The following is a 20,735-nucleotide window of genomic DNA, read 5'->3' on the forward strand; positions in this document are numbered from 1 at the left end:
CATGACAACATTTACCGCAGTAGAAAATATTAGTCGCCGCGATGTATTAAAGCTTTTTGGTGCAGCAGGTGGTGGATTAGCATTAGGTGCGACAGGCTTAGCCTGGAGCCCAATGGCATTAGCACAAGATAAGCTGGCGATGATGAATATGTTCATCGCTATTGGCGAAGATAATAAAGTCTATTTAACCTGTCATCGTTCAGAAATGGGACAGGGGATCCGTACCGGAATTCCACAAGTCTTAGCCGATGAGTTAGAAGCGGATTGGGACAATATTGTTGTCGTGCAAGGTTTAGCTGATAAACGTTATGGCAGCCAAAATACCGATGGTAGTCGCAGTATTCGTAAACATTACACCCGTATGCGCCAGATGGGTGCGATGGCCAGAACCATGTTAGAAATGGCAGCGGCTGAAAGATGGCAAGTAGCCCTTACTGAAGTTTATGCAAAAGCGAATAAAGTACACCATAAAGGATCAAATAAAAGCTTATCATTTGGCGAACTCGCCCTTGATGCAGCCAAGCAAAAAGTGCCTGAAATCGAGTCATTAACCTTAAAGCCTGCAAGTGAATTTACCCATATTGGTCAATCTAAAACCATTGTTGATATGCAAGCGATGCTTGATGGCAAAGCGATATATGGCTACGACATTAAGCTCGACGGTATGGTGTATGCCAGTATTAGTCGCCCGCCAGTTTTGGGCAGTGATGTAGCCAGTTTAGATGACACTGAGGCCAGAAAAGTGGCTGGGGTTATCGATGTTATTCAGTTGCCAGTACCAAAAGGTGCGCCGCTGTTTCATGCGTTAGGTGGTGTGGCTGTTATTGCCACTAATACCTGGAGCGCGATGCAAGGTCGTAAAGCATTAAAAGTGACCTGGACTGCGTCAGTAAATGACAGTCATGATACTGATAAATATATGGCTGAACTGGTCGTAAACGTTCAAAAACCTGGCAAGGTGATGCGCCAATTAGGCGACAGTGTCCAAGACTGGCCAGAAAAATCAACGCTAAATGCAGTTTATACAGTACCTTATTTAACCCATGCCATGATGGAACCTCCGGTTGCCACCGCGCATGTTACTAGTGAGGGGTGTGAGCTGTGGTCATCAACCCAGACCCCGCAAAGTACTCAGCAAAATGTGGCCGGCGCTTTGGGCATAGCAGAAGATAAAGTCAAAGTGAATGTCACTTTATTAGGCGGTGGTTTTGGGCGTAAATCTAAGCCGGATTTCAGTGTAGAAGCGGCGATTATTTCTAAGCGATTAAATAAACCCGTAAAGGTATCATGGACCCGCGAAGATGAAATTCAGCACGGTTATTACCATGCTATTAGTGCTCAATTTTATCAAGCAAGGTTTGATGGTAACAATAAAGTTGATGCTTTTTTAGCGCGAACAGGTTTTCCGTCAATCAGTTCAACGTTTGCCGAAGGTGTTGATATGCCATCAGCCGGTGAACTCGATTTAGGTTTTTCAGATGTGCCGCTTGCGTTACCCCACATTCAGTTAGAAGCCGTTAAGGCAACAGCGCACACACGCATTGGCTGGATGCGATCAGTTTGTAATATTCAACATGCTTTTGGTATTGGCAGTTTTGTTGATGAATTAGCGGTTAAAGCCAATCAGTCTTGTATTCAAATGTGGCGTGATATACTTGGGGCTTCACGGAAAGAAACCTTTGCTAATCAAGGTTTTGAATACGGTAATTATGGTGAAGAATTAGCTGCCCATCCCGTTGATGTTGGCCGTTATCATCATTTGCTCGATATCATGGAAGACAAGTTAGCCAAGCTGCCTAAAGCAGCGAAAAACCAAGGCTGGGGTTTTGCTATTCACCGCAGTTTTGTCAGTTACGTTGCAGTGGCAACGTTAGTTGAAGTAATAGATGGCAAGCTTAGGGTATTAAAAACCATTGCCGCGATTGACGCGGGTTTAGTGGTTAATCCTGATAGGGTTAAATCACAAACTGAAGGCGCGGTTATCTTTGGTTTAAGTTTAGCTATGATGGGTGAAATTACCTTTAAAGAGGGTAAAGTGGAACAATCAAACTTCCATGATTATCTACTTCTACGGTTACCACAATGTCCGGATATTGAAGTGATACTAGTGCCCTCAAATGCCAACCCTGCAGGAGTAGGAGAACCAGGTGTTCCACCCGTAGCGCCAAGTTTAACTAATGCTATTTATGCCGCGACAGGAAAAAGATATCGAGATTTACCTCTAAATCGTGATTTATCGCTCTAAACAGATCATTTAATTAAAGTATAAATAGATCTATGCCGACATAGATATAAGCCTAAGTGTTGGGTCAACACTTAGGCTTTTTATTGGTCTTGTGGTTAGGCTTTATCTCAACATATTTATCTGAGCAAAATTAAATTAAAAAATTAATACACTATACTTTGGTTCAGATTACTTTTTTGTGTACTTAAAGATTACTAGGGAAATCTTATGAAGGCTATTCAGTTTCGTAAAGTCGATGCTATGCTTATTAAGCTCAGTTTAAACGGTAAGTTTTGGGTTGTTTGCTCACTTGTTACCGTGATTACACTTGCCATAGCAGTGTTAAATCATCAGCACAATCAAGCAATGATACAAGCCAGTTCAATGGCTCAGGTCAGTGCGAGCGTGCAGGCGTTTGCAGATGTCGCAGCAAACCAGCAACTGTCTGCGGAACAACTAAATCAGTTTGCTGAAGCTAATCAGTTATCTGTGGTGACACAATCGTCTGCAACTAGACGAGGTGATTCCATCACGGTAACGGCACCAGTGGCTGGTCAATTTTTATCATTAACAAGAAATGTTGCCCAATGGGAGCAAGTGCAATCTGATAGCAGCTTATTTTGGTATGCTTTACTGGGTTTATTGCCGTTATTTCAATTATGCTATTGGATCTCTACCTCGTTAGGTGGCGGATTATGGGATATGTATGTCGCGATTAAACGTTTAGCTGATGGCGATTTAAGCAAAAGGCTTAACTTTTTTGGTACCGATGATTTTAGTTTAATTGCCACTGAAATTGATCGCTGCGCAGATAATATGAGTGAAATGGTCACCGCCATTGGTGAAAATGCTAAAACCTTAGCTATGGCTGCAAGCACTTTCAGCCAACAAGCCAGTACCAATGAAGACTTAATAAAACATCAACATCATTTTTTAGATTCGGTTTCACATTCTATGGAACAAATGACAGCAGCCATTGCAGATGTATCACATCACGCATCAACAACCTCAGGTCATACTAAAGAAAACTCAATCCAAGTGAATCATAGTCGTAAAGGAATTAAAGATGCTGAAGAGCGTATTAATTTTTTAACTGCGCGTATTTCTGACGCCTTCGCTTCAGTAGAGAAACTGTCTAAAGATGCGACCCAAATTAATGTTGTGGTGACAACCATTAACTCTATTTCAGAGCAAACTAACTTATTGGCATTAAATGCGGCCATTGAGGCTGCTCGAGCCGGTGAGCAAGGCCGCGGCTTCGCAGTAGTTGCCGATGAAGTCAGAACCCTTGCAGGTCGGACGCAGAAAGCGACTGTTGAAATTCAAACTATGATTGAGGGGTTACAAACAGGTACCACCAAGTTAACTCAAATCACCAATGAAATAGTTGCGCAGGCAGACGAGGGAAGCGTCAGCATTAAAGCCGTAGGGGAAGAAATTAGTCATATGGCAGAGTCGATTAATGTCGTATTTGATATGAGTAGCCAGATTGCTGCGTCAGCAGAAGAGCAAAGTGTGGCATCCGCTGACATTGTTTCACAAGTTAATGAAGTCAGAAGTCAATCCGATACTATTCTGGCTAATGCCAATCAGGCATTGGTTATTGCCAAAGACTTAAATGTGTCCTCAAAAGGGCTAAGCCAAATTTTGGCACAATATCGCACGAGTTAACCCACAGTAAGATTAACAACAACTGGCTCATGAATTGTTCTTGATTGAGCCATTTTGTTGTTAATTTACTGCTCATAAATTGACAGCATTATGGAGTCATAAATGAATGGAATTGTTAATTTATCGACATTATTAGCGACAATGAAGCCTGAAATTATGCCCGGAGATTGGGTGTTTTGTTCGGTTAAAGGGACATTAGTGGATTACGTACAGCTTAATCCGCTAGCCACCTTTATAGAGGCAGAAGGGTTAACGTTACTGCTTAGTCAAATCCAAGCTGACCAGAATAATATTCAGTATAGTGTTGTTTTCAAACAAATTACCCTCACGGTTCATTCAAGTCTAGAGGCTGTTGGGTTAACGGCTGCTATTGCCAATCAATTAACCGAACATAATATTAGTGCCAATGTGGTGGCTGCTTATTATCATGATCATATTTTTATCCCAATAGATAAAGCGCAGCTAGCTCTAGCGGCTATTAATACTCTAAGTGCAGAACATAAATAGAAAGAGTAAAGTCAGTTTGCGATAATATTGAAGGTTAGGTGCGGCGGTGAAGGTTTTCTGTATAGTGAAACTGGCGCATTGATGTGCAAGTGTAATTTAACCTCAACTCGGGTTAAGAGATGGGCTCAATAAGCTGAATTCAAGAGATTTAGCTTATTTTGTAGCAAACTTGTCATTTGTTTTGAAAACAAGGCACATTAACACGTCAATAGCTGGCCTATTGCACGTTAATGAAACGTAGTTAGCAAGACAAAGAGCTGTTTGGTAAGCATTTATTATCCCGAGCTGAGGTTAATTTAGTATTTAAACATTAAATCTTACGGCAAATTTTGTATAAAAAAATGGGGTTGGTTAGGGTGAATGTTGATAAAAAGTTTATCTATCGGTCAGCTTCCGTTTGTTTTGGAGGGAATGGCATTTCACAAACTGTATTTCGACCACTGTGTTTCGCTTTATATAAACCAATATCGGCAAGTTTTATAAGATCCTCTAATTCATTCATTTGATTATTAAAGTCAGCCACACCTATACTTGCGGTGATAGATAGCGAGCCTCCATCATGTAAAACGACCATTTCTGCTATCTTGTTACGGATTACATTCGCCAGTGCCACCGCAGCCTGTTTATTGGTATTGGGTAAAAAAATAATAAATTCTTCACTGCCCCAACGGGCTAAAATATCATTATCTCTTATGTGCTGGTTTAACGTATCTGCAATACCTTTAAGCACAGCATCTCCCGCTGCATGACCATGTTCATCATTTATTTTCTTAAACCAATCAATATCGAGTAAGATCATCGAAAAGTCTGTGTTATCCCTAATACCTAAATCCCACAATAGGCTAGCAGTGGCGGTAAACGCACGCCGATTATATAGCGCCGTTAAGTGATCGACTTGTGCGGTGACCTCAGCAGTGATACGGGCTTTATCGACTTCATTTAAATTAAACGCCAATGCTAAAGCCAAAATTGACATTTCAATTAACATACCGATTTCAATGCTATGGAATAATAATGTGTTATACGGAATTACCCCACCAGTAGTTGCCGCCGAAATAGCAGCCCCTCCGGCGCCCATAAAGACCGCTGGGATAAAAAACTTCACCATTTTATGACCATTATTCAAGGCTAAAAAACCCAGAGATACAAAAATAATGACTAATAACGACGTGAGTGCGACAGCCACCTTCACTGCGAGTAATTGATCTGCATTAATCAATAGACAGACAATGAGTAAAACCAGGCTGGTGTATATCCAGTTATTGAGTTTGTATATTTTGGGTGAAAACACTTTTAATTTAAGAAATTCAAAACAAAAAGCGATACCAAAAATAATGTAAAAATACAAAAATAGGGTCATGAGCCATTGTTGTAATAAAACATTGTTAGGCCAAATAAATTTAAAGCCATGACCAGTGTAAGCAATATTCAAACTTAAAAATGACAGTAAATACAAAGCATAAAAAACGTAACTGACATCTTTTAGGCTGATGAAAAGTGCAATGTTATAGACAAATAAGATAAAAAATGCACCGTATAGAAATCCATAAAAGTAGCTTGAGGACACGAGGTTGTTTTGGATGGTTTCTTCGGTCGATAAGTAAAGTGGAATTAGCAGCGGGTCATTGGACTTAAATCGCATCAGCACCTGAGTCATACCCGGTTTAAATGTGTGTGGTTGCGATAACATGCGGGTTTGTTTTTTTCTGGCATGGTAGGGTAGCGCATCCCCTATAGAGGCTTTATCTGTCAGCTTATTTTGATGAATGAAATAAAAATCCGCATGATCTAACCATGCTGTATCGAGATAAAATACTCTTTTTACCTCCTCTGCTGACGCATTATTTATTAACACAGACGCCCATAACACATCATGGGTAAAGCCGAAGCTGACTTTTTTATCTCTGTTTTCAGTAAACAGTCCTTGCTTATACTGCGTTAAAGCATTTTGGTACGACAAATTCGCACTACTATCTTGTAGAATACTTAAGTGTTCGTTAATGAATAATTCACTAGAAACGTTAGATAATTCAATAGCTTTGCTTGTAGCACAAAGACTATAAAATAATAGCAACAACCATAGAAAGCGGATGACGAATACTCTAAATAGTAAGGGGTTAAAGTTAGATTAGCCTTTAGAATATCTTTTGTCTAACGGGGAAACTCATAATTGTTGCGGAATATTCAATTATTTGGGCTACTTGTGTTAAAAGAGATTTTAGGCGCTTAGGTCGGTTAACGGTATAAGTCAGTTTCATGCTATTTGCTTGTTAATTCTCCTGCTGATTAAGGTGCATTGTCGCTATCTGAATGCATTATCATATTATTTAAAATAAAGCGTTATTAGCAGCATGGCACGTTTTCAGTGTTTATTGGTATCAGCAAAAAGAGCAGCCATACGGCTGCTCTTTTTATGGTAATTGTGCCCAGTACTCAGATAATCTTTTTAAGATAACTTTCTGGAGATAAGTTGGCACATAATGGTAAAGCTTAAGTGCTAGCTAGATTGTTTGCCATCTGTTTTATCATGTTTAATGCCACAGCTTCAGCAATACTAATACCATCAATACCTGCAGATAAAATGCCGCCAGCATATCCGGCACCTTCACCTGCAGGATACAAGCCTTTGGTGTTGATACTTTGATAATCAGCACCACGTTTAATTTGTAATGGTGAAGAGGTACGAGTTTCAACCCCTGTTAACATGGCATCTTTGCTGTCAAAGCCGCGTATTTTCTTGCCAAATGCAGGTATTGCTTCGCGAATAGCATCAATGGCAAATTGCGGTAACGCGTCACTTAAATCGGTCATTTTGACATTAGGCTTATATGATGGCTCAACATTTTCAAATGGCTTACCAGAACCTGCAGCTAAAAAGTCACCTACCATTTGCGCCGGGGCATCGTAATTACTGCCACCCATAATATAGGCGTGACGCTCTAATTTACGCTGTAATGCGATTCCTTGAAGTGGGTCATTATTAAAGTCGCTTGGATCAATACCGACTACGATAGCGCTGTTAGCATTACGTTCACTGCGCGAGTATTGGCTCATACCGTTAGTGACTACCGCGTGTTCTTCTGAGGTTGCTGCTACAACCACGCCGCCAGGACACATACAAAAACTGTAAACGCTGCGACCACTTTTACAATGATGCACTAGTTTATAATCAGCCGCGCCTAACAAAGGGTGACCTGCATTAATGCCAAAACGGTCTTTGTCGATCATTTCTTGTTTGTGCTCTATACGAAAGCCAATCGAAAATGACTGAGCTTGCATAAATACACCTTTATCATGCAGCATTTGGAAGGTATCGCGGGCACTGTGGCCTATTGCCGCTATAACATGTTTAGAGTGTAAAACTTCACCATTTCTCAGGGTGACACCGGTGACTTGTCGATCGCTAATATTGATTTCATCAACCCGTGTTTCAAAACGTATTTCACCGCCAAGTCGGGTAATCTCACGGCGCATTTTTTCCACCATGGTAACCAACTTGAAGGTACCAATGTGAGGTTTGCTGACATAAATTATTTCAGCCGGCGCACCAGCAGCAACAAACTCTTGTTTTACTTTTAAGCCTTTAAATCCAGGGTCTTTAACTTGGCTATATAACTTACCATCTGAGAATGTACCTGCGCCACCTTCACCAAACTGTACATTCGATTCGGTGTTTAGTTCACTGGTACGCCAAAAGCGAAAGGTATCTTTAGCACGTTCATGAACAGATTTACCGCGTTCTAAAATAATAGGTTTGAAGCCCATCTGTGCCAATATTAGGCCAACAAATAAACCGCAAGGTCCCATGCCTATTACTATCGGCCGCTCGGTTAATCCTGTTGGCGCAGTGGCAACATATTTATAATCAGTGTCTGGTGACACGCGAATATTGTGATCATCGGCAAGGGATGCCAATAACGCTGCTTCGTCAACATCTGTTAAGGCGACATCTAGGGTATAAATTAAGAAAATTGCGTTCTTTTTGCGGGCATCATAACCACGTTTAAATACATGTATATCAATTAGCTGATCCGCTGTAATAGAGAGCCTTTGCAATACGACTTGTTGCAATGCATCTTCACTATGGTCTAGAGGCAATTGTATTTGGTTTAAACGGATCATTATTTACCTAAAAAGAGACTTAAAAAAACAGCGCGTAGTTTACGTGATTTTGACTGAAAATGAAATTAACTATTGAGGTTATATACAAGTAAAACTTCGTCTTTTTTACTGATAGTATATTTATATCAAGGGGGGCTTTAATATTTAGCAATTAATAATTGCTGCAGGGTTTAAGATGCCTCAGGTAGAATGGCCGCCTATTACTTTTTTATTTTTTTGGATCTATTTTAAATGCAAATCAATCGTGTACTTCTAACGGCTATTGGCAGTGTTTTGCTGGCTATGGTGACTATTCAGTCTGGTGCTTCTTTAGCTAAACAACTTTTTCCTATAGTTGGCCCAGAAGGAACAACGGCACTGCGTTTGGGCTTTGCCGCTGCGGTGCTTTGGTTGGTATTTCGTCCGTGGCGTGCCCTACCTCAGGGTAGAGATTGGCAAAGCATTATTATTTATGGTTTGTGTTTAGGTGGAATGAATATTTTGTTCTATTTGTCTATTGCACGAATTCCATTGGGTATAGCAGTAGCGCTTGAATTTACAGGGCCTTTAGCGCTAGCGCTTTTGGGGTCAAAAAGAAAAACTGACCTGCTATGGGTGGGATGCGCTATTGCAGGTATTTTATTGCTGTTACCTGATTCATCCAGTGCACAAGCACTTGATCTTACCGGTGTGTTAATGGCTTTAGGTGCAGGGGCATGCTGGGCTGGATATATTTTGTTTGGTACTCGCACAGGCAAGCAAGCATCGGGTGGTATTACAGTGGCATTGGGTATGACGGTTGCTGCGATTGTGCTGGTTCCTGTTGGCGCCGTGAGTCAGGGGTTAGCGTTAATTAGCTGGGAAGTATTACCATTAGGATTGTTAGTTGGCATATTATCGAGTGCGCTACCTTATTCTTTGGAAATGGTGGCATTAAGAAATATGCCTACTCAAACATTTAGTGTATTGATGAGTCTAGAGCCCGCAATTGCTGCATTGGCTGGTTTTATCATTTTAAGTGAGCTACTGAGTTTACTGCAGTGGTGCGCGATTGGTTTAGTTATTATCGCTTCTGTAGGCAGTAGTTTTACCCCAAAAAAAGTGATTGAGATGGGTGTGTAAAGCTGTATTTTTGATTGCTAGTGGACTACTAATCGTGCCCTATTGTTAGTGGCTATGTTCATCCCTGTTAACTTTTTATAATTGATTTTAGCCGATCAATAAGATCAGAATTTGTAATATGTATATTGGTGAAATATCAAAAAAAGGGTTTATCTATAAAGCGATTTGTTTTTATGAAGAGCGGGGATTGATCCGACAACCTGAAAGAAAAGGTCGTTACAGGTTGTATCTATAAAAAGATATAGGACTGCAGGTGCTAATTAACTAAGCTAAAGCGTTAGGTGTCAGTTTACATCAACTTGAAGGCGTTGTTGTTTATAAAAATGGTCAAGTAGACTGGGTAAATATAAAACTATCTCTATCTGATGTTAGATAGCTATTAGTGAATCAAATTAATAACATCAACAATAAAATAGTCAGTATTGACCGATGTCATGCTCAAATAATATATTAAGAAATACTTGAATATCCCCTAATAGGAAGACGGTAAGCGACATCTTAAATACCCTTAACTTATTTTTCGCGTAAGCGTTGTCCTTTTAGGTGTCTTTAGCACTGGTGGCTGTTATGTAGTAACTCAGCCACCAGTGAGTCTTTTAATCTGCTAAATAATAAGCAATCGTTGAAACAACTCTAACTTGTTTAATGTGCGGATTATTCTTGTCGCGATCATTAATTGAAAATTGTCCCTGTGAAGCCTGTTTAATCTTACCTAGCTGGCTGTTTGAGTCAGTAGCAAACTTCTCTGCAACCATACGGGCATTGGTGGTTGATTGCTCAATCATTTGTGGTTTGATTTCATTTAGTCGAGTAAAGATATACTCAACCTGCGCCTTGTAATCATTTTGGCTAAATACAATGCCCCTTTTACCAAGATCTGTGAGTTTAGGCATGGCATCGCGCACTAACTGGATACTTTTAGAGTAAACGGTAATGGTTTGCAGTGCAGTGTAACGGAACTCAAAGTCTTGCTGCCCACCATATTGTTGTGCCAACTTGTCATTGATAGTGGGTGCTGAAAAACTGACTTCATCAGCAGCGATATTTTGTGATGTCAGAAAGCTAATAACTTGCTGTGCCTGTGTATCAACCTGATTATACAAACCTTCAATGTCATTACTGGCAGCGGTAAATTGAATCGGCCATATAACAATGTCCGCAGGATATTCAGCTTCAGCTAAGCCTTTTACTGTGACGCTGCGGTCATAGGTTTTTACTTCAATTAAGGCCTGTTTTACCAACATGCCAAAAACGGTGAAGCTGATAACCAGCATTATCCCCAGAATTGTTGCACTTGATTTTTGCATTGATCTTCCTTAATGACGGTTGACAAAATTGTGATTGTTAAATTAATCGTACGCAATATACTCAATTGGCTAATTGAATATATCTAGCTAAGATAAGTTGATGCCATTCCAAAGGACTGACAATGCCCGCCACGCTATTGAATCAAGATTCAGAACAGATCAAATTAGCCTTACCGTCTGCTGTTATTGCCTGGCGTAAAACAGTCTTTGAACGCATTTTTAGCATTTTATCCCTCATTTGTATCCCCGTTTATATTACCAGTGTTTATTTGTGTATTACGATGAGTTACTGGGAATTAGTGATATTTGATACGTTTGCCTATGCTGCTTTTTTGACTGTGACCTTTGGCTCCTTTATCCCACTCAAGATTCGATTTTTTATCGGTTGTGTAATGACTTATTTCATTGGGGTCGCCTTTCTGCTTGCTATCGGTCCTTCTGGAGCAGGTTTTTTTTGGTTGTTTATTTACCCTCTAATCAGCTTTTCTTTATTGGGTAACAAAGCAGGTTATATTGCTCAAATTATTAATTTTTTTACCTTAGCCGTGATAGGTTTATTTTTTTACCACCAGATGTTGTTGTGGCCAGAAATAGAAGGCTACACATTTTTTATTTGGTGCGTAGTATCTATTAACTTCATGGCGACCAATATTTTTGTGATGTCGATTAGTGGTTATTTATTATCTGTAACAGAGAAGAACTTGCAACAAACCCAGTCATCTCGTTACGCCTTCGTTGTTGGCTTAGCCACATTGTCAGAATCATATAATCCAGACATTAAATCACATATTCACCGTGTGGCGATGTATGTTCAAATTTTAGCCACGCAACTGGCGAAGACTGCATCTAGTCATAATGAAATGGTTGAAAAAATAGATGATCTCATGCTGGCTAGTATGCTTCATGATGTTGGAATGCGTGAGGTCCCAGAGCGATTATTGTGCTACAAAGGCAAAATATCTCTAGATGATTTTGAAGAGATAAAACGGCATTGTGTCAGCGGTTCCTCTTTACTAAAAGGCTTACAAAATTACCACTCTAATGGTGAGTTGTTATTAATGGCGAGGGATATGGCTTTGTATCACCATGAAAATTGGGATGGGTCAGGATATCCACAAAATATGATGGGTACTCTTATTCCGCTAGGTGCCCGTCTTATGCGATTAATTGATGTGTATGATGGCATGACGAGTGAACGAAGCTATCAGCAAGTAATGGGTCATAATGCTGCAATTGAGTTTATTAAGCAGCAGTCAGGTATATTGTTTGATCCTAGTGTTGTTAACGCCTTTTTACATGTAACTGAAGATTTTGCCACACTTAACCCAGAGTAAGCCCGGGGTATAGACATAAAAAAAACCAGCGTTAAACACTGGTTTTTTATGATTACAATCGCGATGACAATTTACAAACGATAAAGCAGATTACGGTTAAGCAAGTTTTGCTTTACGGTCGCGAGAAGCTTGAGCTAAGTCACGCAGTAATTTTTCAGAGTCGTCCCAATGTAAACATGCATCGGTAATACTTTGACCGTATGTTAGCGGTTGGTCTTCAATCACTTTCTGATTACCTTCAATCATAAAGCTTTCTGCCATTATTCCAGCTATGGCGGTTGAGCCTTCGCGTAGTTGTGCGATAATGCTTTCGGCAACATTTAATTGATTTTTATGATTTTTCTGGCTATTACCATGACTAAAATCAATCACTATACGTTGGCTAATACCAACATCTTCAAGTTGCTTACGCACGGCTTCTATATCAGCTGCTTGATAGTTAGGCTGTTTACCACCACGTAAAATAATGTGGCCATAAGGGTTTCCATGGGTGCGGTAAACCGCCATTGCGCCATCTTTATCTGGTGAATAAAATATATGCGGCACTTGGGCTGCACGAACGGCATCAACGGCTATGTTGATATTGCCGTCAGTGCCATTTTTAAAGCCTACAGGACACGATAAAGCCGATGCCATTTCACGGTGAATTTGGCTTTCTGTGGTGCGTGCACCAATAGCGCCCCAGGTGATAAGGTCGGCAATGTACTGACCATTTACCATGTCTAAAAATTCAGTGGCTATAGGTAGCTTTAATTCAGTGATTTGTTGTAGCAGTTGACGTGCCATACGTAAGCCTTTATTAGGGCTGAAGCTGCCGTCTAAGTCAGGATCTGAAATCAGACCTTTCCAACCTACAATGGTTCGAGGCTTTTCAAAATAGACTCGCATAACAATGCATAAGTCATCTTTTAATTCATGGTGTAATGTCGATAAACGCTGGGCATAATCTAGTGCGGCTTTAGTGTCATGAATCGAGCAAGGTCCAATAATCACCAACAAGCGTTGGTCTTCACCAGAAATAATAGCTTCTACTTCTCTACGCTGCTGAACAAGGTAGTCAGCGGCATTTTGAGTAAGCGGGTATTCAGACGCAAGTTGTGCGGGTGAAATTACTTTGCATAATAGGGATGTGCGTAGTTCATCTGTTTTAATCGTCATTCATCTTACCGCTAAATCGTGAGATGCTTATTTGCACCATAATGGAGGCGATTATAACCTCAAATGTGCTGACGATGCGAGTTTCAGAGGTCAACTAATGCTTGAAAAATATCAATGATCTTCAACGGTAAATCCGATTAGGCCCTTTTCACATGCTTTCGAATAAATTCCGGTCAACTTTTGGGATAGCTTTAACGAATACTTCTTCATTATATAGATGAAATATTCGTCAAATCAGCCGTGTTAGAGATTGTTCTATATTAAAGACAACCTAGAACATGTGGCGCTCTAATCCTGTAATATCAAGAATTTTAGTCGCTATCTCTTCTACTGAATGATTAGTGGTATTCACAAAGGGAATACGCTCTCTTTTATACAGCATTTCAACTTCTTTGACTTCTAAACGGCATTGTCTAAGCGATGAATAGCGGCTATTTTCCATGCGACTTTGACGAATTTCATGTAAACGGTTGGGATCAATGGTTAAACCAAATAATTTAGACTTATTACGTTTAAGGGCATCGGGTAGTTTAAGGTTATCCATATCATCTTCAGTAAAAGGATAATTCGCTGCTTTTATACCAAATTGCATTGATAAGTAGAGACTTGAAGGAGTTTTTCCACATCGCGATACCCCTAAAAGAATGATGTCTGCTTTATCCATATGTTTCATGGTTTGGCCGTCATCGTTTTCCATTGAAAAGTTAATCGCTTCAATTCGAGCTTCATAACTGTGGTTAGCTTTACCATGAGTTCGATGTAAAGCGGGCTTAGCTTCAACACCTAAATGTTGTTCTAATGGCGCAACAAAGGTGTTCAAAAAATCATAATCCATCCCTTCTGACGAGAATATGACATTCCTGATGTCGGGGTTAACGATAGAATGGAACACCAAGGGTCTTTCTCCTGTGGTAATAAAACTATCATTTATTTGAATCTTCACTTTTTCTGCTTTTTGGAGCGTTTCGACAAACGGAATGGTAAGTGCTTCAAATTGAATAGGAAATTGCGATAGTACCGCATGACCAAAAACCTCAGCTGTGATCGCCGTCCCATCTGAGATGTAGAATACTTTAGGTGCCATAATGACCTCTTGTAGTAATAAAATTACAAATAAAATTAATTATTTACGCGTCTTATAGGGGAGTGTAAAATGCTGCTGCCCTTATGTGAAGTGGCCACTGAAATAAAAACTTGCGGAGATAAAACTGTGCAGCAATACGTACTCTGGTATCAAGAATTAGGCATGGGTGATGTGAACAAGGTCGGCGGTAAAAACGCATCCCTTGGAGAAATGATCAGTAATTTAGCCAATGCAGGCGTTCAAGTACCTGGTGGTTTTGCAACTACCTCTCATGCGTTTAATGAGTTCCTTGAGCAAAGTGGTGTTAATCAAAAGATTTACGACCTACTCGAAACCTTAGATGTAGACGATGTAACCGCGCTAGCTAAAGCCGGTGCACAGATTAGACAGTGGGTTATTGAAACTCCATTCCATCCAGAATTTGAAGCCGCCGTTCGTGAAGCTTACGAGCAGTTAGCTAGCGAAACTTCAGAGGCTTCATTTGCCGTGCGTTCATCGGCAACCGCTGAAGATATGCCAGACGCTTCATTCGCTGGTCAGCAAGAAACCTTCCTAAACGTCAAAGGCTACGATGCGGTCATTCTTGCTATTAAGCATGTGTTTGCTTCGCTCTTTAACGACCGTGCAATTTCATACCGAGTTCACCAAGGTTATGAGCACCAAGGTGTGGCATTGTCAGCCGGTATTCAACGTATGGTTCGCTCAGACAAAGCGGCGTCAGGTGTGATGTTTACCATGGACACTGAATCAGGTAACAACGACGTTGTCTTTATCACTTCATCATTTGGTTTAGGTGAAATGGTTGTGCAGGGCGCGGTTAACCCAGACGAATTTTACGTTCACAAACCAATTTTAGCGCAAGGGCATCAAGCCGTTGTGCGCCGTAATATCGGCAGCAAGTTAATTCAAATGGTTTACTCTGATGAAACATCTCACGGTAAACAAGTTAAAATTGAAGATGTTGCTGCTGATCAGCGCCGTATATTTTCAATCAATGATGCTGAAGTGATGGAACTGGCGAAACAAGCCGTTATTATCGAAAAGCATTATGGCCGTGCAATGGATATTGAATGGGCAAAAGATGGAAACGACGGTAAGTTATATATCGTTCAAGCCCGTCCTGAAACCGTGCGTAGCCGTGAAGATGTTCAACTGATTGAGCGTTACCATTTAAAAACCAAAGGCGATGTGATCTGTGAAGGTCGCGCGATTGGTCATAAAATTGGTTCAGGTGTAGCAAAAGTATTAACATCAATTGCTGACATGGATCAGATTCAACCAGGTGATGTGTTAGTTACCGACATGACAGACCCTGATTGGGAACCTATCATGAAGCGTGCTAGTGCGATCGTCACTAACCGTGGTGGCCGTACGTGTCACGCAGCAATTATTGCGCGTGAGCTAGGCGTTCCTGCTGTTGTAGGTTGTGGCAACGTCACTGATTTAATTAAAAACGGCGAACTCGTTACCGTTTCTTGTTCTGAAGGTGATACCGGCTTTATTTACTCAGGTAAGCAAGAGTTTGAAATCGTCACCAACCGTGTAGATACATTGCCAGATTTACCAATGAAAATCATGATGAACGTTGGTAACCCTGACCGTGCATTTGATTTTGCTCGTTTACCTAACGAAGGTGTAGGTCTTGCGCGCTTAGAGTTTATTATCAACCGTATGATTGGTATTCACCCTAAAGCTTTGCTTGAGTTTAATCAGCAAAGTGCTGAGTTGCAGACCGAAATCAACGAGATGATTGCTGGTTATGACTCTCCTGTTGAGTTCTATATCGCACGTTTAGTTGAAGGTATAGCGACTATCGCTTCGGCTTTCTACCCGAAAAAAGTGATTGTACGCATGTCAGACTTTAAGTCTAACGAGTACGCTAACTTAGTCGGTGGTGAACATTATGAGCCAGAAGAAGAAAACCCAATGTTGGGCTTCCGTGGTGCGAGTCGTTATATCTCTGAATCATTCCGCGATTGTTTCGCGTTAGAGTGTGAAGCGATTAAACGCGTGCGTAATCAAATGGGCTTAACTAACGTTGAAGTGATGATTCCATTTGTACGAACCCTAGGCGAAGCAGCTCAAGTTATCGACTTGCTTAAAGAAGAAGGCTTAGAGCGCGGTAAAGATGGATTACGCGTTATTATGATGTGTGAATTACCCTCTAACGCATTACTTGCTGAACAGTTCTTAGAGTACTTTGATGGCTTCTCAATCGGCTCTAATGATTTAACGCAGTTAACCTTAGGTCTTGATCGTGACTCTGGCATTATCAGCCATCTATTCGACGAGCGTAATCCAGCCGTGAAAGCACTATTAGCTATGGCAATTAAAGCGGCTAAAGACAAAGGTGCTTACGTGGGTATTTGTGGCCAAGGCCCATCTGACCATGCTGACTTTGCACAATGGTTAGTCGAGCAAGGTATCGATAGTGTATCACTTAACCCGGATACTGTGATTGACACTTGGTTGTACTTAGCAAAAGAACACGCTTAATCAATTAAACTTATCAAAATAGCTGATTTGTATTCGATTTAGCATTTAGCTTCGAAGCCAATAACAGCTATTTTTATCAAGTTGATACAAAAGCCGCTATTTAGCGGCTTTTTTTTGTTTATAATGGCTGCAACTAATAATAAATAATAAGTCTGCCATGTTACCTCTACTTTCACACAAACAAACTTTAGAACCGATTTATCTAGCGTATTTAGACGTGCTGGAACAAAGTGATTTTAATGGTGAAATCGACAAACGATATAGCGCCAGACTTATTCAAGCCACCGATAATTCTGTTTATCAATTTTTGCCTCAAGCTGTTATTTATCCTGCCAGTCAAAAAGACGTTGAGCTGGTGTTACGCTTGGCTGCAAAACCTGAATTTAGTGCGGTGACATTCAGCGCCCGTGGTGGTGGAACCGGCACCAATGGTCAATCATTAACTCATGGGCTTATTTTAGACGTATCCCGTCATATGAACCAAGTGATCGAGGTTAACGCCAAAGAGGGATGGGTGAAGGTACAGGCGGGGGTGGTAAAAGATGCGTTGAATGATGCACTCAGACCCCATGGCTACTTTTTCAGTCCTGACTTATCCACATCAAACCGTGCAACCATTGGCGGAATGGTTAACACAGATGCTTCAGGTGCCGGGTCGTTAGTATATGGTAAAACCTCTGATCATATTTTAGGTCTTACCAGTGTATTAATCGACGGTAGTGTTTTAACGACTCAACCTATTAATCAAGATTCAACCCATTCTTCACCGACAGAAAATGCACTAGCAGATAGTATTATTGGCAAAGTAGCTGATATTTGTCGTGATAAGCGTGAATTAATCGATAACCGTTTTCCTAAATTAAATCGCTTTTTAACTGGTTATGATTTAAAGCATGTCTGGGACGATACCTTAAGTCAATTTGATTTATCACGTATTCTTGCTGGGTCAGAAGGCACACTTGCGGTGATCACCGAAGCTAAATTAAATATCACACCACTGCCCACCACGCGGATGATGGTCAATATAAAGTATGATTCGTTTGAGTCCGCGTTACGCCATGCTCCGTCATTAGTTCAAGCCAAAGCCACAGTAGTTGAAACCGTTGACTCCAAGGTATTAAACCTAGCAAAAAAAGATATTATTTGGCATTCGGTGGCAGATTTAATTCAAGATGTGCCTAACAAGGTTATTGAAGGATTAAATATGGTTGAGTTTGCCGGGGATGATGCTGACGTTCGTGCCAAAGTGGCCAGTTTAGAAGCGGTATTAACCCAGCAACTTAGTGGCGAGTTATATGGGCTTGTTGGTTTTCAAATAACCAGCGATAAACCCAGTATCGAGCAAATATATGGTATGCGTAAAAAAGCGGTAGGTTTACTTGGCGCCACTAAAGGTCGCCGTAAACCTATTGCTTTTGCCGAGGACACCGCGGTGCCACCTGAAAATTTGGCCGACTTTATTATGGAGTTCCGAGCTCTGTTAGATGGCCATAAATTGCAATATGGCATGTTTGGCCATGTAGATGCTGGTGTTCTGCACGTTCGCCCAGCCCTTGATATGTGTGATGAGGCCGATGAAAAGCTATTAAAGGTTATTTCTGATCAAGTGGCTGCATTGACCCTTAAGTACGGCGGCTTGATGTGGGGCGAGCACGGAAAAGGTGTACGCGGCGAGTATGGTCCTGCGGTTTTTGGTGACGAGTTATATGGCGTACTTCAATATATAAAAGGCTTATTTGATCCAGATAATCGTTTAAACCCTGGTAAGTTAGTTGCCCCAGCACAATCTGGTCCATTGATGTTTAATGTTGATAGCGCCAAACGAGGCAGTTTTGACAGACAAATTCCAGTGGTAGTGCGTGACGCTTTTCCCGATGTGATGAATTGTAACGGCAATGGCTTGTGCTTTAACTACAGTGCTTATTCGCCTATGTGCCCATCTTTTAAAGTCACAGGTGACAGAATTCAATCGCCTAAAGGGCGTGCGGGATTAATGCGAGAGTGGTTAAGGTTACTTGAAGCTGAAGGTGTTGATGTCAAAGCGTTAGCCGCATCAAAGTCATTAAGCTTATTGCAACGGGTGCAAAATACCATTAATGCTAAACGTGATTATGACTATTCACATGAGGTGATGGAGTCTTTAAAAGGGTGTTTAGGCTGTAAAGCGTGTTCTAGTCAGTGTCCGGTAAAAGTCGATGTGCCGAAATTTAGGGCACAATTTTTTGACATTTATTACAAACGTTATTTACGTCCGGCTAAAGATTATTTAGTTGCCGGCATTGAAGACTCGCTGCCATTAATGGCCTCAATGCCAAAAGTGACCAACCTTGCGTCACAAAATCCATTAAGCCAATGGATCATTAAGAAAACGATTGGTTATGTCGATTCACCCCAGTTGTCAGTCCCGACATTAAAGCAACGTTTAGATGGTCACCCAAGTAGGGGTTATGACCTAGATGCTTTATACAGTATCCCTGAAGCTGATCGCGCCCAATACGTACTTGTTGTACAAGATCCGTTTAACTCTTTTTATGATGCCGATATTGTGTATCGTTTTATTCAGTTAATCGAAAAGCTAGGCTTTAAACCAGTTTTATTACCCTTTAAACCTAATGGTAAGCCTAGCCATATCAAGGGCTTTTTGTCTAAGTTTGCTAAAACTGCTCAAGACAGTGCTGACTTTTTGAATAAGGTGCATTCCCTTGGAATGCCGATGGTCGGTTTAGATCCCGCTTTAGTATTGTGTTACCGAGACGAATACCATGAAGCTTTGGGGAAAAAGCGTGGCGACTTTGAAGTAAAACTCGCTAATGAGTGGTTAGTTACCGCAATTGAACATTTACCTAAAATCATTAAGCAGACACCAGCAGAGTTTACCTGGTTTAGCCACTGTACCGAATCAACGGCTAAACCCAATACAGGTAAGGAATGGCAAACTATTTTTAGTCACTTTGGTGCTAAGGTAAGTAGTTTAAATCTAGGCTGCTGTGGTATGGCGGGCACATACGGTCATGAATTAGAAAATCTTGAGCGGTCTAAAGCGTTATTTGACATGTCTTGGCAATCAAGTATTGATAAAGTGGCTCAAAAGAGCCAGGTTTTAGTGTCAGGTTATTCATGCCGAAGCCAGGTTAAACGGTTTGCCAAATTTAATCCAAAGCACCCAATAGAAGCATTGCTAGCTTTGCTTGATAATAACTAGGTAGTGATGAAATGATAGATAACGAGACTGAAACAATGCCATCTATTGAGCAATTCACCCATAAAGACGGGGCGAAGTTATGCAGTGATGAGGTGTTATTCAGTATTTTATCTGATGGTAGTTGGCTGTATCTTAACAGTCCGCTACCGACTAAATTTGCGCGAATGTTTAGTCATATTTTACATTGCATCGATACTGAGTACTTCTTAATTACTCCTGTCGAAAAGGTGAAAGTATCTGTTGAAACCTGGCCACTGTTAATGGTTGATGTCGATAAAACAGAGCAAGGTTTTTGCTTTAAATCTAACCTTGATACTGACTTTAACGTGATACCATCAGATATTGAATTGGAACAGCAGGGAATTTTTGTAAGCCTTCCTAGGGGATTAACAGCAATATTAAACCGCGCTTGCTATTACCGATACATTAATGAACATGTCGATTTTGACTAAAATACTGTTTTGTAGCGTATGCTTTAACGTAAGTTTATACGATATGTTTTATGAGTGAAAATTGATCTTGGGAGTAT

The 20,735-nt window shown here is 40.7% G+C and carries 13 protein-coding genes; 8 read left to right on the top strand and 5 right to left on the bottom strand.

Annotated features, from left to right (window positions below; genetic code table 11):
• The first annotated feature begins 1 nt into the window (after position 1).
• The 3 genes from FJ709_RS07830 to FJ709_RS07840 all read left to right on the top strand — a co-directional run bounded on the left by FJ709_RS07830 (position 2) and on the right by FJ709_RS07840 (position 4,402).
• Positions 2 to 2,245 carry a xanthine dehydrogenase family protein molybdopterin-binding subunit gene (locus FJ709_RS07830; protein ID WP_226415177.1) on the top strand — a complete coding sequence of 748 codons (2,244 nt, stop codon included), beginning with the start codon at positions 2 to 4 and terminating at the stop codon, positions 2,243 to 2,245.
• Between the two features lie 207 nt (positions 2,246 to 2,452).
• Positions 2,453 to 3,895 (top strand): methyl-accepting chemotaxis protein, encoded by a 1,443-nt coding sequence (locus FJ709_RS07835; protein WP_226415179.1) that lies wholly within the window; start codon positions 2,453 to 2,455, stop codon positions 3,893 to 3,895.
• Positions 3,896 to 3,997: 102 nt separating this feature from the next.
• Entirely contained in the window at positions 3,998 to 4,402 is a 405-nt protein-coding gene (locus FJ709_RS07840) for an ACT domain-containing protein (RefSeq protein WP_226415181.1), read from the top strand.
• Between the two features lie 379 nt (positions 4,403 to 4,781).
• Here FJ709_RS07840 and FJ709_RS07845 read toward each other — a convergent pair whose 3' ends face one another.
• Both FJ709_RS07845 and FJ709_RS07850 read right to left on the bottom strand, forming a co-directional pair.
• Positions 4,782 to 6,479: a sensor domain-containing diguanylate cyclase gene (locus FJ709_RS07845; protein ID WP_319002901.1), complete on the bottom strand. Its 1,698-nt coding sequence runs from the start codon at positions 6,477 to 6,479 to the stop codon at positions 4,782 to 4,784.
• 413 nt (positions 6,480 to 6,892) lie between these two features.
• A complete protein-coding gene (locus tag FJ709_RS07850; RefSeq protein WP_226415185.1) occupies positions 6,893 to 8,524 on the bottom strand; it encodes an NAD(P)/FAD-dependent oxidoreductase in 1,632 nt (543 codons plus the stop codon).
• A 231-nt stretch (positions 8,525 to 8,755) separates the two neighbouring features.
• On the opposite strand from FJ709_RS07850, the gene FJ709_RS07855 reads away from it, so the two are divergent.
• Positions 8,756 to 9,625, top strand: coding sequence for an EamA family transporter (locus tag FJ709_RS07855; protein WP_226415187.1), 870 nt, complete (start codon positions 8,756 to 8,758; stop codon positions 9,623 to 9,625).
• Between the two features lie 596 nt (positions 9,626 to 10,221).
• Here FJ709_RS07855 and FJ709_RS07860 read toward each other — a convergent pair.
• Entirely contained in the window at positions 10,222 to 10,932 is a 711-nt protein-coding gene (locus tag FJ709_RS07860; RefSeq protein WP_226415189.1) for an SIMPL domain-containing protein, read from the bottom strand.
• 122 nt (positions 10,933 to 11,054) lie between these two features.
• On the opposite strand from FJ709_RS07860, the gene FJ709_RS07865 reads away from it, so the two are divergent.
• Positions 11,055 to 12,266: an HD-GYP domain-containing protein gene (locus FJ709_RS07865; protein ID WP_226415191.1), complete on the top strand. Its 1,212-nt coding sequence runs from the start codon at positions 11,055 to 11,057 to the stop codon at positions 12,264 to 12,266.
• 96 nt (positions 12,267 to 12,362) lie between these two features.
• On the opposite strand, the gene FJ709_RS07870 is transcribed toward FJ709_RS07865, so the two are convergent.
• Positions 12,363 to 13,424 carry a 3-deoxy-7-phosphoheptulonate synthase gene (locus FJ709_RS07870; protein ID WP_226415193.1) on the bottom strand — a complete coding sequence of 354 codons (1,062 nt, stop codon included), beginning with the start codon at positions 13,422 to 13,424 and terminating at the stop codon, positions 12,363 to 12,365.
• Positions 13,425 to 13,695: 271 nt separating this feature from the next.
• The gene (gene ppsR, locus FJ709_RS07875) at positions 13,696 to 14,508 is read right to left on the bottom strand and encodes a posphoenolpyruvate synthetase regulatory kinase/phosphorylase PpsR (RefSeq protein ID WP_226415195.1); all 813 of its coding nucleotides are present in this window, start codon (positions 14,506 to 14,508) and stop codon (positions 13,696 to 13,698) included.
• 126 nt (positions 14,509 to 14,634) lie between these two features.
• On the opposite strand from ppsR, the gene ppsA reads away from it, so the two are divergent.
• The 3 genes from ppsA to FJ709_RS07890 all read left to right on the top strand — a co-directional run bounded on the left by ppsA (position 14,635) and on the right by FJ709_RS07890 (position 20,658).
• Positions 14,635 to 17,004 (top strand): phosphoenolpyruvate synthase, encoded by a 2,370-nt coding sequence (gene ppsA, locus FJ709_RS07880; RefSeq protein ID WP_226415892.1) that lies wholly within the window; start codon positions 14,635 to 14,637, stop codon positions 17,002 to 17,004.
• Between the two features lie 157 nt (positions 17,005 to 17,161).
• Complete coding sequence (gene ydiJ, locus FJ709_RS07885; protein WP_226415197.1) at positions 17,162 to 20,206, top strand: D-2-hydroxyglutarate dehydrogenase YdiJ; 3,045 nt, start codon at positions 17,162 to 17,164, stop codon at positions 20,204 to 20,206.
• Positions 20,207 to 20,217: 11 nt separating this feature from the next.
• A complete protein-coding gene (locus FJ709_RS07890; RefSeq protein ID WP_226415200.1) occupies positions 20,218 to 20,658 on the top strand; it encodes a DUF1285 domain-containing protein in 441 nt (146 codons plus the stop codon).
• Positions 20,659 to 20,735 lie beyond the last annotated feature (77 nt).

The organism is Shewanella glacialimarina (assembly GCF_020511155.1).
Classification (GTDB): domain Bacteria; phylum Pseudomonadota; class Gammaproteobacteria; order Enterobacterales; family Shewanellaceae; genus Shewanella; species Shewanella glacialimarina.

What these genes read in the sequence shown, in the direction of transcription:
- FJ709_RS07830 (WP_226415177.1), top strand. Translation starts at nt 2, where the DNA reads ATGACAACATTTACCGCAGTAGAAAATATTAGTCGCCGCGATGTATTA.
- FJ709_RS07835 (WP_226415179.1), top strand. Translation starts at nt 2,453, where the DNA reads ATGAAGGCTATTCAGTTTCGTAAAGTCGATGCTATGCTTATTAAGCTC.
- FJ709_RS07840 (WP_226415181.1), top strand. Translation starts at nt 3,998, where the DNA reads ATGAATGGAATTGTTAATTTATCGACATTATTAGCGACAATGAAGCCT.
- FJ709_RS07850 (WP_226415185.1), bottom strand. Translation starts at nt 8,524, where the DNA reads ATGATCCGTTTAAACCAAATACAATTGCCTCTAGACCATAGTGAAGAT.
- FJ709_RS07855 (WP_226415187.1), top strand. Translation starts at nt 8,756, where the DNA reads ATGCAAATCAATCGTGTACTTCTAACGGCTATTGGCAGTGTTTTGCTG.
- FJ709_RS07860 (WP_226415189.1), bottom strand. Translation starts at nt 10,932, where the DNA reads ATGCAAAAATCAAGTGCAACAATTCTGGGGATAATGCTGGTTATCAGC.
- FJ709_RS07865 (WP_226415191.1), top strand. Translation starts at nt 11,055, where the DNA reads ATGCCCGCCACGCTATTGAATCAAGATTCAGAACAGATCAAATTAGCC.
- FJ709_RS07870 (WP_226415193.1), bottom strand. Translation starts at nt 13,424, where the DNA reads ATGACGATTAAAACAGATGAACTACGCACATCCCTATTATGCAAAGTA.
- ppsR (WP_226415195.1), bottom strand. Translation starts at nt 14,508, where the DNA reads ATGGCACCTAAAGTATTCTACATCTCAGATGGGACGGCGATCACAGCT.
- ydiJ (WP_226415197.1), top strand. Translation starts at nt 17,162, where the DNA reads ATGTTACCTCTACTTTCACACAAACAAACTTTAGAACCGATTTATCTA.
- FJ709_RS07890 (WP_226415200.1), top strand. Translation starts at nt 20,218, where the DNA reads ATGATAGATAACGAGACTGAAACAATGCCATCTATTGAGCAATTCACC.